The organism is Salinisphaera orenii subsp. orenii MK-B5, from assembly GCF_003788635.1.
GTDB lineage: Bacteria > Pseudomonadota > Gammaproteobacteria > Nevskiales > Salinisphaeraceae > Salinisphaera > Salinisphaera orenii.
This window is the reverse complement of sequence record NZ_AYKH01000042.1, coordinates 17638-32084: the sequence shown is the minus strand read 5'-3', so window position 1 is coordinate 32084 and position 14447 is coordinate 17638. Positions and strand designations below refer to the sequence as shown.

Sequence of the window (14447 nt, the reverse complement as noted above, 5' to 3'; positions counted from 1 at the left end):
GGACGTCGGCGGCGGTCCACGATGAACTTCGACCTGGACGAGACCCAGCGCGCACTGCAGGAGGCCGCGCAGGATTTCGCCCGCGAGGCGCTCGCCCCCGAGGCGGCGCGCTGGGATGCGGAGGCGATCTTCCCTCGCGAGGTCATCGCCCGGGCCGGTGAGCTCGGTTTCTGCGGCCTCTACACGCCGGAGGACCAGGGCGGGCTCGGGCTCGCCCGGCTCGACAGCGCCCTCATATTCGAGGCGCTGGCCGGCGGCTGCACCTCCACTGCGGCCTATATCAGCATCCACAACATGGCCACCTGGATGGTGGCCACCTTCGGCGGCGATGACGTGCGCGATCTCTGGTGCGGCGAGCTCGCCGCGGGCACGAAACTCGCCTCCTACTGCCTCACCGAACCGGGTGCCGGTTCCGACGCGGCCGCCCTGAAGACCAGGGCGGCGCGCGAAGGCGACGACTACGTGCTCACCGGCAGCAAGTGCTTCATCTCCGGTGCGGGCGATACCGATCTGCTGGTGGTCATGGCCCGCACCGGCGGCGCCGGGGCAGGCGGCATCAGTACGTTCGCGGTGCCGGCCGACGCCGAGGGCATCGGCTACGGCCGTAAGGAAGCCAAGATGGGCTGGAACAGCCAGGCCACGCGCACGATCACCTTCGACGGCGTGCGCGTGCCCGCGGCCAACCGGCTCGGGGCCGAAGGCGAGGGGTTCGCCATCGCCATGAAGGGGCTGGACGGCGGCCGAATCAACATCGCCGCCTGCTCGCTCGGCACCGCCCAGGCCGCGCTCGACGCGGCGCGCGCCTATCTGGGCGAGCGCGAGCAGTTCGGCCGCCGGCTCGCGGATTTCCAGGCACTGCAGTTCAAGCTCGCCGACATGGCCACCGAGCTGATCGCCGCCCGCCAGATGGTGTGGCTGGCGGCATCCAGGCTCGACGAAGGCCACCCCGAGGCGACCGCCTTCTGCGCCATGGCCAAGCGCCTGGCCACGGACCGCTGTTTCGATGTCTGCAACACCGCGCTGCAGATCCACGGCGGCTACGGCTATATTCGCGAGTACCCGCTCGAGCGGCACGTGCGCGACGTGCGCGTGCATCAGATTCTCGAGGGAACCAACGAAATCATGCGACTGATCATCGCCCGCCGCGTACTGGCGGACGACAACGGAGACCGACTTCGATGAGTAACGGCGAACCCACCATCGAGACGCGCGGCCGGATCGCGATTCTCACGCTCGACCATCCGCCGGCCAACACCCTGTCCGTGACCGCGCTGTCCGGGCTCGAGGGCCGGCTGGCCCGTATCGAGCAGGATCGTGCGATCGACGCGATCGTGATCACCGGCGCCGGTGATCAATACTTTTCGGCCGGCGACGACCTGGAAATGTTCCGCAACGCCGATCGTGCCGGCGCGCGCGAACTGGCACGGCTGCTGGCCGCGGCGGTGGCCCGCGTGGCCCGTTTCCGCGGCCTGACCGTGGCCGCCATCAACGGCTATTGCCTGGGCGCCGGGCTGGAATTCGCGCTGGCCTGCGACGTGCGCATCTGCGAGGAGCACGCCCAGCTTGGCCTGCCGGAGGCGCGGGTCGGCCTGCTGCCCTGCGGCGGCGGTACCCAGCGGCTGCCCTGGCTGGTGGGCGAGGGCTGGGCCAAGCGCATCATTCTCTGCGGCGAGCACGTCGACGCCGAGACCGCCCAGCGCATCCGCCTGGTCGAGGAGGTCGTGCCCCGCGGCGGCGCCTTCGACGCCGCCATGGCGCTGACCGAGCGCGCGGCGCGCCAGAGCCCGCGGGCCGTGGCCGCCTCCAAGCGGCTGATCGACGGCACGCGCCTGAGCGCGCTGGAGACCGGCCACGCCCGCGAGAGCGAAGCCTTCGCCGCCCTGTTCGAGACAAACGATCCGAACGAGGGCGTGAGCGCATTCTTCGACAAGCGCGATCCGGTCTGGACGCGTCCGTCATGACGACGCCCGACGCACCCGTGCTCATCGAGGAGCGCCCCGCCGGCGGCGGCTACACGGTGGCCTTCGCCTGTCTCAACGCCGAGCGGGCGCTGAACTCCCTGTCGCAGGCTATGATCGCGATCCTGCAGCCCAAGCTGGCCGAATGGGCCCGCCGCGACGACGTCGCCGCAGTGGTGTTGCACGGTGCCGGCGAGAAGGCCTTCTGCGCCGGCGGCGACGTCATCGGCATTCACGCCGCGCTGCGGGCGGCCGACGGGGCGCCCAGCGCCGACGCGGAGGGTTTCTTCGCGGCGGAGTACCGGCTCGATCACAGCGTGCATCGGTTCCCCAAGCCGGTGCTGTGCTGGGGCCATGGCATCGTCATGGGCGGCGGCCTCGGCCTGATGGCCGGGGCCAGCCACCGGGTGGTCACCGAAGCCAGCCGCATCGCCATGCCCGAGGTCACCATCGGCCTGTTCCCGGACGTCGGCGCGAGCTGGTTCCTGGGCCGCATGCCGGGCGGTATCGGGCGTTTTCTGGGCATGACGACCACGCCCATGCGCGCTGGCGACGCGCTGTGGCTGAATATGGCCGACTTCCGTCTCGACGGCGACGATCGCGAGGCGGTGTTCGAGGCACTGACGACGCTGCGCTGGAGCGGCGAACGCGCTGCCGACGACGCCCGTCTTTCCCAGCTGCTGCGTCGCTTCGAGGACGACGACACGGCGGCGGCCGAGCGCCGCGAGTCGCCGCTGTTCGAGCGCCAGGCCACCATCGCCGGGCTCGACGATGCGGCCGATGCGGCCGCGTTCGTCCAGGGCCTGCAGGCGGCCGCCAATCAGGACGCCTTCTTCGAGCACGGCGTCCGCGCGATCGCCGGCGCCTCGCCGACCTCGCTGGCGGTGGTGCATCGCCAGCTTGCCGGCGATCCGCGGGCCGCCATCGAGACCGTTCTGCAGCGCGACTACGCCATGGCCGTGGCCTGTAGCCGGCGGCCGGATCTGGCCGAGGGCATCCGTGCGCTGCTCGTGGACAAGGACAAGCAACCGGCCTGGTCGCCGGCGCGGCTGGCGGACGTTCGCGCCGCCGACGTGGACGCGCACTTCCGGCTGCCCGACGACTATGGCGGCCCGCACCCGCTGGCCGATCTGTCGGCCGACGGGCCGGGCTGAACCACCAATGCACTGCGAGAGGAGACTGCCATGAGCGCCACCGTCGGATTCATCGGCCTGGGCAACATGGGGGCGCCGATGGCCGCCAATCTGATCGAGGCGGGCTATACGCTGACCGTGTTCGATCTTGCCGAACAGGCGAGCGCCGACGCCGCGGCCCGGGGCGCGCGGGTGGCCGAGAGCGCGGCGGCCGCAGCGGCCGAGGCCGAGTTCGTCATCACCATGCTGCCGGCCGGGCCGCAGGTGGAGTCGCTCTATCTGGGCGAGGGCGATCTGCTGGCGGCGGCCGACGCCGACACCCTGCTCATCGACTGCAGCACCATCGACGCCGAGACCGCGCGCCGGGTGGCTGGAGCCGCCGGCGAGCGCGGCATCGCGATGCTCGACGCGCCGGTCTCGGGTGGCGTGAACGGCGCCAAGGCCGGCGGGCTGACCTTCATGGTGGGCGGCGAGGCGGCGGGTGTGGAACGCGCCACGCCGCTGTTCGAGGTCATGGGCAAGGCGCATTTCCACGCCGGGCCCGGCGGCGCCGGCCAGGTCGCCAAGATGTGCAACAACATGCTGCTGGGCATCCTCATGACCGGCACCTCGGAGGCGCTCAACCTCGCCGTGGCCAACGGCCTGGACCCGGCCGTGGTCTCCGAGATCATGAAGAACGCCTCCGGCGGCAACTGGACGCTCAACGTCTACAACCCCTATCCCGGCGTGATGGACAACGCCCCCGCCTCGAACGGCTACAAGCCCGGCTTCGGGGTCGATCTCATGCTCAAGGACCTCGGGCTGGCGATGGATTCCAGCGTGGCCAACGGCGTGTCCACGCCGCTCGGCTCGATGGCGCGCAACCTGTATTCCATGCACAGCCAGGCCGGCAACGGCGGCGCCGATTTCTCCAGCATCATGAATCTGCTCAAGGGGCAGGGCACGACCTAGCGCGGCTTCGCACCGCCGACACAACAACAACGCGGGCGCCGCCCCGGCGGCCGTCCCGCGCAGGAGGACACCACGATGGCATCCGTCGACGCGTTCAAGGCCGTCCGGCAGCAGCTGCTGGAGCGGCGGGAAGACTATACCGAGGCCTACGAGGTTTTCGAATGGCCGAAGCTGGACACGTTCAACTGGGCGCTGGACTGGTTCGACGACTACGCCGCCGACAACGATCGGTTCGCCCTCTGGCTGGTCGATGCCGACGGCAGCGAGGAGCGCTACAGCTTCGAGGACATGCGGCGCCGGTCCAACCAGGTCGCCAACTTCCTGCGCGCCCAGGGCGTCAGCCGTGGGGATACGATCCTGCTGATGCTCGACAACGTCGTCGAGCTGTGGGAGACGATGCTGGCCGCGATCAAGCTCGGTGCCGTGGTCATCCCGGCGACCACGCTGCTCTCGCAGAAGGACCTGGGCGATCGACTCGGCCGCGGCGGGGTCACGCACGTGGTGGCCGCCGAGGCCCACGTGGCCAAGTTCGAGGGGGTGGCCGACGGCCTGACGCGGATCGTAGTCGGCGCGCCCGTCGGCGAATGGATCGCCTTCGAGCAAGCGTATGCCGAAGACACCGGGTTCACGCCCGAAGGCGTCACCCGCGCGACCGATCCGCTGCTGCTCTATTTCACCTCGGGCACCACGTCGCAGCCCAAGCTCGTGCTGCACACCCACCAGAGTTACCCCGTGGGTTCGCTGTCGACGATGTACTGGCTCGGTCTGCAGCCGGACGACGTCCACTTCAACATCAGTTCGCCCGGCTGGGCCAAGCACGCCTGGTCCAACCTGTTCGCACCCTGGGACGCCGGTTGCACGGTGTTCGTCTACCGCACATCCCGCTTTTCCGCGCCCGAGGCGCTACAGGTGATCGCTGACAAGGGCGTGACCAGCCTGTGCGCCCCGCCCACCGTCTGGCGGCTGCTCATCCAGGAGGATCTGTCCGCCTACGATGTGAGCCTGAAAAGCCTGGTCGGCGCGGGCGAGCCGCTCAATCCGGAAGTCATCGACCGCGTGGGCAGGCTCTGGGGGCTGTCGATCCGCGACGGCTACGGCCAGACCGAGACCACGGCCCAGATCGGCAACTCGCCCGGCCAGGAGATGAAGCCGGGCTCCATGGGGCGGCCCCTGCCGGGCTATCGCATCGCGCTGCTCGATCCCTTCGATCAGGAGCACGACGAGGGCGAGATCGCGATCGACGTTCGCCACACCCGGCCGCTCGGGCTGATGCAGGAATACCGCGACGACCCGGAGCGCATGGCCAAGGCTCTGCACGACGGTTACTACCGCACCGGTGACGTCGCCCGCCGCGATGCCGACGGCTACTACTGGTACGTCGGCCGCGCGGACGACGTGTTCAAGAGTTCGGACTATCGCATCAGCCCGTTCGAGCTGGAGTCCATCCTCATCGAGCACGAATCCGTGGCCGAGGCCGCGGTGGTCCCGGCGCCGGACGAGATGAAGCTTTCGGTGCCCAAGGCCTATATCGTCCTGCGCCGCGGCCACGAACCCGGCAGCGAGGCGGCGAAGGCGCTGTTCGCCTTCTCCCGGGAGCGGATGGCGCCCTATCAGCGCATCCGTGAGCTCGAGTTCGCGGAACTGCCCAAGACCATTTCCGGCAAGATTCGCCGGGTCGAGCTGCGCGCGCACGCCGCCGAGCGCAACCACGGCGAGCACGCGTACGCGGAGAGCGATTTTCCCGAACTCCGGGCCTGAGCCGACGGCGGGGTGGCGCTCGCCGGAAGCCCGGCACCGAATCGTTGTTGTGCGGCGGATTGGCCGCCCCGTCGGGGTTTCGGGGCGGCTCTTTTTTGTCGTCGGCTCCGGGCGCGACGCGGGCTCGGCGCGCCGCCAGCCCTGTGGCCGGCGGCTGTCGCGGCGCGCCCTTCCGGGGCCCGCGGCCAGGCGGCCTCGTTTCCCTGTCGAGGCCGCCCGCGAATCCAGCGCAGACATCGACGCCCTCGAATACGGCGCGGCCGCTGGCGGGCCGATGCGGCGCCCGCGGCGACCGGGATGACTGAACGAAGGCGTGGCGTGACGTCGCGGGATAACGGCCGGCGCGCGGGCGGCGGCGCAGGACGGCCGGCGTTTCGGCGAGCCGCCGTCGGGGCGGGCGCGGTGTTACGGCTGTGGCCGCCCCAAGGCGTGGCTGCAACCCGCGATGACGCGTACGCACTGCGGGGCAGGGACATCCCTAAGCCACCCAACGCCGGCTCGGCGACCGCCTGCCGCCCGCTGTTCACCCGCGCGGGCGACGGTTGACGCGCTCGACCGGACCTAGGCTGATTTCGCACCGAGACGGCGCGCCAGCTCGCCCACGAAACCGCGCCGGAACAGCAGCACGCAGACCACGAAGATCGAACCGATGGCGACCTGGACCCAGGACCCGAAGCTGGCGAGCTCGTTCTGCAGCGTCACGATCGTCACCGCACCGGCGACCGGGCCGAACAGCGTGCCCATGCCGCCGAGCAGCGTCATCAGCACAACCTCGCCGGACATCTGCCAGTGCACGTCCGTGAGCGATGCGAACTGGAACACCAGCGCCTTGGTGGCGCCCGCGGTACCGGCGAGCGCGGCGGACAGCGTGAACGCGATCAGCTTGAAGCGCTCGACGTCGTAGCCCAGCGATCGGGCCCGCGGTTCGTTCTCGCGGATGGCGGTGAGAATCTGGCCGAACGGCGAGTGCACCGTGCGGTAGATGATGAGAAAGCCGATCAGAAAGATCGCGAACACCATGTAGTACATCGCGATCGGATCGCTCAGATCGACCACGCCCAGCAGGGTGCCGCGGGGCACGCCCTGCAGGCCGTTCTCGCCCCCGGTGAACGGTAGCTTGAGGGCGAGGAAGAAGATGATCTGGGCCAGCGCCAGCGTGATCATCGCGAAGTAGATGCCCTGGCGGCGGATCGCCAGGCTGCCGAAGATCGCCCCCAGCACCATCGCGAACAGGGTGCCGACCAGGATGCCCGGCAGCGGGCTCAGGCCCCAGACCTTGACCGCATGGCCGGTGATGTAGGCCGCGCCGCCGAAAAACGCCGCATGCCCGAACGAGAGCAGCCCGGCATAGCCCAGCAGCAGGTTGAAGGCGCAGGCGAACAGGGCGAAGCAGAGCAGCTTCATCGCGAACACGGGGTAGACGAAATGCGGCGCGATCAGACCCGCCACGATCAGCACGACCCAGAAGACACGGTTCATGATGGACATTTCAGACGACCTTGCCGAACAGGCCGGCGGGACGGATCAGCAGAACGACGACCATGATGAAGAAGATCACCGTGTTGGCCGCCGGTGGGTACACCGCCTGCGTCAGGCCCTGCACCAGACCGAGCATCAGCCCGGTGACGATGGCCCCGAGGATCGAGCCCATGCCGCCGATGACCACCACCGCGAACACGGTGATGATCAGATCGGCCCCCATCAGCGGGCTGACCGAGTAGATGGGCGCGGCCAGCACGCCCGCGAGCGCGGCGAGCGCGACGCCGAAGCCGAAGGTGAGCGTGACCATGCGGGGCACGTTGATGCCGAAGGCCTCCACCAGCTTCGGGTTCTCGACGCCGGCCCGCAGCACCGCGCCCAGCGAGGTGCGCTCGATCACGAACCAGGTCGCGAAACAGACCACGATCGAGAACAGGATCGCGAACAGCCGGTACTTGGGAAAGTACATGAAGCCGAGGTTCACGATCCCGGACAGGCTCTCCGGCTGGCCGGGGTACGGGGTGCCGGAGATGTTGAAGTAGTTGGCGAACAGGCCCTGCAGGATCAGCGCGATGCCGAAGGTGAGCAGCAGGCCGTAGATATGGTCGAAGTCGTACAGACGCCGGAGCAGAAAGCGCTCGATGAGCATGCCCAGGCCGCCGACCAGCAGCGGCGAGACCACCAGGGCGGTCCAGAAGCCCATGTGCCAGTCGGGCTGGCCCAGCCACGGTCCCAGATACGAATAGCCGATCAGCGCCACGAACGCGCCCAGCATGTAGAGCGCGCCGTGGGCGAAGTTGATCACGTTGAGCAGCCCGAAGATGATCGCGAGGCCCAGACTGAGCATGGCGTAGAACACGCCCTGGCTCAGCCCGAGCATCGTCTGGGCCAGAATCGCGTTGAGACTCATCGCGCGTTCGCTCCGGTGCGGGCCGCTATTCGCCGAGCAGCGGGCAGGCGCTGTCCTCGGTGGCGATATAGGCCTGATCGGCCGGGATGGTGCTCACCACCTCGAGCAGATCCCACGGGCCCTCGGACTCGCTGGGCTGCTTGACGCGCACCAGGTACATGTCGTGCGGCATCAGGCCGTTGGGCTCGATCGAGCCATCCGTGACGAAGAAGTCGTTGATCTTCATGTCGCCCAGCTCGGCGCGCACGGCGTCGGCCTCGTCGGTGCCCGCGGCTTCGACCGCCTTGAGATAGGCCAGCGTCGCGGAATACACGCCGGCGTCGACCATCGTCGGCATCTCGCCGTGCTTGTCCAGGAAGCGCTGCGACCACTCTCGCGATTTTTCGGTGCGGTCCCAGTAGAACGCGGTCGTGAACTGCAGCCCCTGGGCGGTCTCCAGGCCCAGTGCCTTGACGTCGGACAGGAACACGAGCATGCCCGCCAGTTTCTGGCCGCGGTCGACGATGCCGAATTCATGCGCCTGCTTGATGGCATTGACGGTGTCGTTGCCGGCGTTGGCCAGGGCGATCACGTCGGCGCCGGAGCTACTGGCCTGCAGCAGGTAGGAGGAGAAGTCGTTGGTGCCCAGTGGTGCGTTGACGCTGCCCACGACCTCGCCGCCGAGTTCCCGGACCACGCGGGCGGTGCTCTTCTGCAACGAGTGGCCGAAGGTGTAGTCGGCGGTGATGAAGAACCACTTCTTGCCGCCGTTCTCGACCATCGCCGTGGCGGTGCCCACCGGCAGCGCGTAGGTGTCGTAGACGTAGTGGATGCCGTACTTGGAGCACTGGCTCTCGGTGAGCTCCTGCGAGCCGGCGCCGGTGTTCATGGTGATCGTCTGCTTGTCCGAGGCCAGGCCCTGGACCGCCAGCCCCACCGCGGAGTTGACCATGCCCACGATCATGTCGACGTTGTCGCGGTCGATCCAGCGGCGGGCGATCGAGGAGGCCACGTCGGCCTTTTCCTGATGGTCTGCCGAGGCCAGTTCGATCGGCTGGCCGAGAACCTCGCCGCCGAAGTCCTCGATGGCCATCTCGGCGGCGATGACCGAGCCCGGCCCCTCGATCGCGGCGTAGACGCCGGACATGTCGGTCAGTACGCCGACCTTGACGCTGCCGTCGGACGGTCCGTCGGCCGCCTGCGCGGCGCCGAACATCAGGGCGCCGGTCGCGCACAGTGCGGTCAGAAATGATTTGTTCATGTCTCCCCCGTGGGTTGTCTGTCGTGTCGTGTGCGTCCGATCAGACGCTGAGGAACGCGTTGATGCGTTCGCGTTTTTCCTCGGCCTCGTGCGCGGCGACGACTTCGGCCACCGCGCCGTGTTCGATGATGTAGTGGCGATCGGCCAGCGGCGCGGCGAAGTGGAAGTTCTGCTCCACCAGCACGATGGTCAGCCCGCGTTCGCGCATCTGGCGGATGGTCTGGCCCAGCGTCTGCACGATGACCGGCGCCAGCCCTTCGGTGATCTCGTCGAGCAGCAGGATGCGGGCGCCGGTGCGCAACACCCGCGCCATGGCCAGCATCTGCTGCTCGCCGCCGGACAGCTGGGTGCCCGTGCTGCGTCGGCGCTCGGCCAGGTTCGGGAACATGCTGTAGATCTCGTCGCGGCTCATGCCGCCGTCACCCAGCGTCGGCGGCAGCGCCAGATTCTCGTCGACCGTCAGGCGCGAGAAGATGCCGCGTTCCTCCGGGCAGTAGCCGAGCATGCCGATGCGGGCGATCTTGTGCGTCGGCTCCTTGATCACCTCGCGGCCGTTGAGCCGGATCGAGCCGGTGCGCTTGTCCACCATGCCCAGAATCGCCTTCAGCGTGGTGGTGCGGCCGGCGCCGTTGCGGCCCAGCAGCGTGATCACCTCGCCTTCGGCGACCGACAGCTCGATGCCGTGGAGGATGTGCGACTCGCCGTACCAGGCGTGCAGATTCTCGATGGCGAGCAGTTCAGGCATCGGCCGTCCCCATGTAGGCCTCCATGACAGCCGGATCGCGCGAGACCGTCTCGTAGGGCCCTTCGGCCAGGATCTCGCCGCGGTTGAGCACGGTGATTGTGTCCGCCAGGCGCGAGACCACCTGCAGATTGTGCTCGACCATCAGGATCGTGCGGTCGGCGGCGACCTGACGGATGAGCTCGGTCACCTTGCCCACGTCCTCGGCGCTCATGCCCTGGGTCGGTTCGTCGAGCAGCATCAGGCGCGGGTCCAGGGCCAGCGTCGTGGCGATCTCGAGCGCGCGCTTGCGGCCGTAGGCCAGTTCCACCCCCAGGGTGTCGGCGAACTCGGCCAGGCCGACCTCGTCCAGCAGCGCCATGGCGCGGTCGGTCAGCGAGTCCAGCATCTTCTCCGAGCGCCAGAAGTGATAGGCCTTGCCCTGATGGCGCTGCAGCGCGACGCGGACGTTGTCCAACACCGACAGATGCCCGAAGATCGCCGAGATCTGGAACGAGCGGACCATACCCTGACGGGCGATCGCGGTCGGCTTGGCGCGGGTGATGTCGGTGCCGTCGTAGACGATGGAACCGGCGGTCGGTGTGATGAAGCGGGTGAGCAGGTTGAACACCGTGGTCTTGCCCGCGCCGTTGGGCCCGATCAGCGCGTGGATGCTGCCGCAGACGACGTCGAGGTCGACGTTCTCGACGGCGGTGAAGCCGGCGAACGTCTTGGTCAGCCCGCGGGCCTGCAGGATGGCATCGCTCATCGGCCCGCGTCCGCGCCGGCTCGACGCGGTTCTCGCTCGTTGCTCCGCACCATAGATCGTCGCTTTTGTTCTGGCGATCGCCGGCGGCTGCCGGCTTTGATCCGAGTCTAGCGGTGCGGTGCGTCGGGTCGTTATGCCACCTTAGTCGATGACGATGGAATGCTGTTTCGTACAGCGATCGGTCAGTCGGCGGCGGCGCAGCGCCGGCAGATGCCGCCGATCTCGATGGTCTCGTGATCGACGGTGAAGCCGCTGCGCTCGGCCTCGCGGGCGATCGCGCTGTCGACCGCCGGGCCGGGGATCTCGGCGACGTGTTCGCAGCGCCGGCAGATGAGGAACTTGGGGTGGCCGCGCTCGTGGCCCGCATCGCAGCCGACGAAGGCGTTCAGCGACTCGATCTTGTGCACCAGCCCGGCCTCCAGCAGGAAATCCAGCGCGCGATAGACCGTCGGCGGGGCGGCATTGCCGCGTTCGGCGCTGATCGCGCTCAGCAGATCGTAGGCCTTGGTGGGCCGGTGGTTGTCCCAGATCAGCTCGAGCACCCGGCGCCGGATCGCGGTCAGCCGCAGCCCGCGCTCGGCGCAGAGCGCGTCCGCACGGGCCAGCGCCCCGCGAATGCAGGCGTCGTGATCGTGGCCGGGAGCCTCGAATACGGTTTGGCCGAAGGTGTCACTCATGATGCGTACAGCATGGCATGGGCGGCGTATCAGCCGGGCGGGGCCGGCTGCGCCGCATGGTGGCGATGATCGTGCAGGGCCCGCGTGAGCACGAAGTTGCGCACGTGGGCGGCGGCCAGCACCAGCCCGCCGGCGACGGTGACCGTGCGCTCCAGCGCCTCCGTGCCCATGGCGTGGACCACGAAGGCGGCGACCACCAGGGCCAGCACGCCGAGGATGCCGAGCACGGCCACCAGACGGCTGCGGTGACGCCGGCAGCCCACGCCCAGCGCGATCGCCGTGGTGGGGATGACCACGATCAGAATCAGCTGATGGAAGGTCTCGTGCTCGACCACCGTGAAGCCCAGCACCGGAAAGACCGCGATCAACAGCGGCAGGGCCAGGCAATGCACCAGGCACAGTCCGGACAGCGCGACTGCGGTCTTGTCGAGTTTGCCGGTAAAATTGCTGGATGACGCGCGGCGCACGGCAAGGCCTCCCTGGCGGTTGCTTTGCGTTAATATATAACATTTGTACAGGAGGGGCGATGATGCAGCGTTTCCAACGGCCCGCAGGCTTCGGCGTGGCCGTCCTGCTGGCGGCGGGCCTGTCGGCCTGCGGCCAGTCCGAAGCACCCGGCTGCGGCGGCCTCCAGGTGGGCGATCCCTGGGTGCGCGAAGCGCCGTCGGGCATGGACGTCATGGGCGCCTATTTCACGCTCGACAACAGCGGCGACGACACGGTCGTCGTCAACGGCGTGAGCAGCACCCAGTTCGAGCGCGCCGAAGTTCACGAAACGGTGGTCAACGACGACGGCCAGGCCAGCATGCAGCCGATGGAGCGGGTCGTCGTGCCCGCCGGCGAGCGCGTGGCCTTCGAGCCGGGCGGGCGCCACGTCATGCTGTTCTCGCCCAGCCAGCCCTACGCCGCCGGCGACCAGGTCGAGCTGATCCTGTCCTGTGGCAGCCAGGATGCGGAACTGCCCGCGGCCGCGATCGTGCGCGCCAACGCGCCGGGCGTCGCCACCGATGCGGACGCGGAGCCGGGCATGAACCACGAGGACATGAATCACGGCGACTCGGACGCCGGCGAGGCCGACGAAGAGCCGGCCGGCGAGGACGCCGCGGGCAAGAACGAGACCGCGGGCGCGGCCGACGATTCGGCCACCGCCGAATAGCCGCGGCGCTACATGACACTCGCCTTCACCAAGATGCACGGCCTCGGCAACGACTTCGTCGTGATCGACGCCACCGCCACGCCGATCGACCTGGACACGGCCCGGGCCCGGCGGATCGCCGATCGCCGGTTCGGCATCGGCTGCGACCAGATCCTGCTGGTCGAGCCGGCGCGCAGCGCGGACGCCGACTTCGGCTATCGCATCCTCAACGCCGACGGCAGCGAGTCCGGCCAGTGCGGCAACGGCGCACGCTGCTTCGCCCGCTTCGTGCGCGAGAACGGGCTGACCGACCGGGACACCATCACGGTCGACATTCGCGACGGCCGCATGGTCATCGAGACGCTGGGCGACCATCACTACCGCGTCGCCCTGGGCGTGCCCGAGTTCGACCCGGCGCGCATCCCGCTGGCCGGCTTCGACGCCGCGCCCGACTACAGCCTCGACGACGTCGCCGGCAGCCGGGTCACCTTCGCGGCGCTGGCCATCGGCAACCCGCACGCGGTGCTGCGGGTAGCCGACGTCGACACCGCGGCGGTCGACACCATCGGCCCGGCGCTGGAATCGCATCCGGCGTTTCCCGAGCGCGTCAACGTGGGCTTTCTCGAGCCGCTGGCCCGCGACCACGTGCGGCTGCGGGTGTTCGAGCGCGGCGCCGGCGAGACGCTGGCCTGCGGCAGCGGCGCCGCGGCGGCGGTGGTCGCCGGCATCGCCGCGGGCGATCTCGACCCGACCGTGGCCGTGGATCTGCCCGGCGGGCGGGCGCGCGTCGACTGGGCCGGGCCGGGCGAGCCCGTGTTTCTGTCCGGCCCGGCGGAGCGCGTGTTCGACGGCAAGCTGGTATCGTCTGGATGAAGGGTGGACCGCGCGCCGGCGACCGCATCACCGGGGTCGAGGCGCAGACGGCGTCAGGCAACGCAAGAGATGTTTCGCAATGAACGAAGCCGAGAAGCAGACCTCCACGCCCCAGCTCGACGAGGCCGAGATCGCCGCCTATCTGCAGGCGCATCCGGACTTCTTCGACCGCTACCCGGCCGCGCTGGAGGCGCTGCACGTCGCCCACGACAGCGGCAGCGCGGTCTCCCTGATCGAACGCCAGGTGGGCGTGCTGCGGACCCACAACCGGCAGCTGCAGTCGCGTTTCAACGAACTCATCGAGACCGCGCGCTCTAACGAGCAGCGCGTGGTGCAGATGAACCGGCTCGCCAAGGTGCTGGTCGAGGCCGAGGACGCCGCGACCATGGTCCGCGAGCTGGACTACTGCATGCAGCAGCACCTGGATGTCGATCACATCTACATCGGCCTGGAGGGCACCACCGCCCACGCCGACGGCGAGATCCACGCCCTGGGCAGCGATGCCGAGGCCGACCGCGCCCTGACCAACGTCTTCCGCCGCGGCAAGCCCATCTGCGGGCCGCTGTCGGCGGACCAGTCCGAGGCCCTGTTCGCCACCGACAGCCACGACGTGCCGGCCCTGGCCAGTGCGGCCATGATTCCGCTGGGCAGCCGCGGCGTGCACGGCGCGCTGGTGCTGGCCAGCCGGCGGCCGCAGCGCTTCGTCGCCGAGGTGGGCACCCTGTTTCTGGAGCTGATGGGCGAGCTGGTCACCGCCTCGCTGCAGCGCCTGCTCGGCCCGGACGTCCTGCCGTAGGCGCGCCGCGCCCGCCGTGGGCCATCAGGATCCGCCCGGCCGGCGCG

At 69.3% G+C, this 14447-nt stretch carries 15 protein-coding genes; 8 read left to right on the top strand and 7 right to left on the bottom strand.

Annotated elements, in window-relative coordinates:
• The first annotated feature begins 21 nt into the window (after positions 1 to 21).
• From SAOR_RS14750 to SAOR_RS14730, 5 genes are all read left to right on the top strand, one after another.
• Positions 22 to 1182, top strand: coding sequence for an acyl-CoA dehydrogenase family protein (locus tag SAOR_RS14750; protein WP_123632099.1), 1161 nt, complete (start codon positions 22 to 24; stop codon positions 1180 to 1182).
• Positions 1179 to 1961, top strand: a complete 783-nt coding sequence (locus SAOR_RS14745; RefSeq protein WP_123632098.1) for an enoyl-CoA hydratase — start codon at positions 1179 to 1181, stop codon at positions 1959 to 1961. Before SAOR_RS14750 ends, SAOR_RS14745 begins: the two co-directional genes overlap by 4 nt.
• Entirely contained in the window at positions 1958 to 3112 is a 1155-nt protein-coding gene (locus SAOR_RS14740) for an enoyl-CoA hydratase/isomerase family protein (protein ID WP_123632097.1), read from the top strand. The genes SAOR_RS14745 and SAOR_RS14740 overlap by 4 nt, the downstream gene beginning before the upstream one ends.
• Before the next feature lie 30 nt (positions 3113 to 3142).
• The gene (gene mmsB, locus SAOR_RS14735) at positions 3143 to 4042 is read left to right on the top strand and encodes a 3-hydroxyisobutyrate dehydrogenase (RefSeq protein WP_123632096.1); all 900 of its coding nucleotides are present in this window, start codon (positions 3143 to 3145) and stop codon (positions 4040 to 4042) included.
• Between the two features lie 75 nt (positions 4043 to 4117).
• Complete coding sequence (locus tag SAOR_RS14730; protein ID WP_123632095.1) at positions 4118 to 5800, top strand: AMP-binding protein; 1683 nt, start codon at positions 4118 to 4120, stop codon at positions 5798 to 5800.
• Between the two features lie 561 nt (positions 5801 to 6361).
• On the opposite strand, the gene SAOR_RS14725 is transcribed toward SAOR_RS14730, so the two are convergent.
• The 7 genes from SAOR_RS14725 to SAOR_RS14695 all read right to left on the bottom strand — a co-directional run bounded on the left by SAOR_RS14725 (position 6362) and on the right by SAOR_RS14695 (position 12063).
• On the bottom strand, positions 6362 to 7279 hold the full coding sequence (locus SAOR_RS14725) for a branched-chain amino acid ABC transporter permease (RefSeq protein WP_123632188.1): 918 nt from the start codon (positions 7277 to 7279) through the stop codon (positions 6362 to 6364).
• A 10-nt stretch (positions 7280 to 7289) separates the two neighbouring features.
• Positions 7290 to 8189 (bottom strand): branched-chain amino acid ABC transporter permease, encoded by a 900-nt coding sequence (locus tag SAOR_RS14720; RefSeq protein WP_123632094.1) that lies wholly within the window; start codon positions 8187 to 8189, stop codon positions 7290 to 7292.
• 25 nt (positions 8190 to 8214) lie between these two features.
• Positions 8215 to 9429: an ABC transporter substrate-binding protein gene (locus SAOR_RS14715; RefSeq protein WP_123632093.1), complete on the bottom strand. Its 1215-nt coding sequence runs from the start codon at positions 9427 to 9429 to the stop codon at positions 8215 to 8217.
• 40 nt (positions 9430 to 9469) lie between these two features.
• Positions 9470 to 10174, bottom strand: coding sequence for an ABC transporter ATP-binding protein (locus SAOR_RS14710; protein WP_123632092.1), 705 nt, complete (start codon positions 10172 to 10174; stop codon positions 9470 to 9472).
• The gene (locus SAOR_RS14705) at positions 10167 to 10919 is read right to left on the bottom strand and encodes an ABC transporter ATP-binding protein (protein ID WP_123632091.1); all 753 of its coding nucleotides are present in this window, start codon (positions 10917 to 10919) and stop codon (positions 10167 to 10169) included. Before SAOR_RS14705 ends, SAOR_RS14710 begins: the two co-directional genes overlap by 8 nt.
• Positions 10920 to 11101: 182 nt before the next feature.
• Positions 11102 to 11596, bottom strand: coding sequence for a Fur family transcriptional regulator (locus SAOR_RS14700; protein ID WP_123591353.1), 495 nt, complete (start codon positions 11594 to 11596; stop codon positions 11102 to 11104).
• Between the two features lie 29 nt (positions 11597 to 11625).
• Positions 11626 to 12063: a MerC domain-containing protein gene (locus SAOR_RS14695; protein ID WP_123591352.1), complete on the bottom strand. Its 438-nt coding sequence runs from the start codon at positions 12061 to 12063 to the stop codon at positions 11626 to 11628.
• 59 nt (positions 12064 to 12122) lie between these two features.
• Between SAOR_RS14695 and SAOR_RS14690 the strand changes: the two genes are divergently transcribed.
• The 3 genes from SAOR_RS14690 to SAOR_RS14680 all read left to right on the top strand — a co-directional run bounded on the left by SAOR_RS14690 (position 12123) and on the right by SAOR_RS14680 (position 14400).
• A complete protein-coding gene (locus tag SAOR_RS14690; protein WP_245965493.1) occupies positions 12123 to 12752 on the top strand; it encodes a copper chaperone PCu(A)C in 630 nt (209 codons plus the stop codon).
• Positions 12753 to 12764: 12 nt separating this feature from the next.
• Positions 12765 to 13604, top strand: coding sequence for a diaminopimelate epimerase (gene dapF, locus SAOR_RS14685; protein WP_123632089.1), 840 nt, complete (start codon positions 12765 to 12767; stop codon positions 13602 to 13604).
• Between the two features lie 79 nt (positions 13605 to 13683).
• Positions 13684 to 14400, top strand: coding sequence for a DUF484 family protein (locus tag SAOR_RS14680; protein ID WP_123632088.1), 717 nt, complete (start codon positions 13684 to 13686; stop codon positions 14398 to 14400).
• Positions 14401 to 14447: the final 47 nt, after the last annotated feature.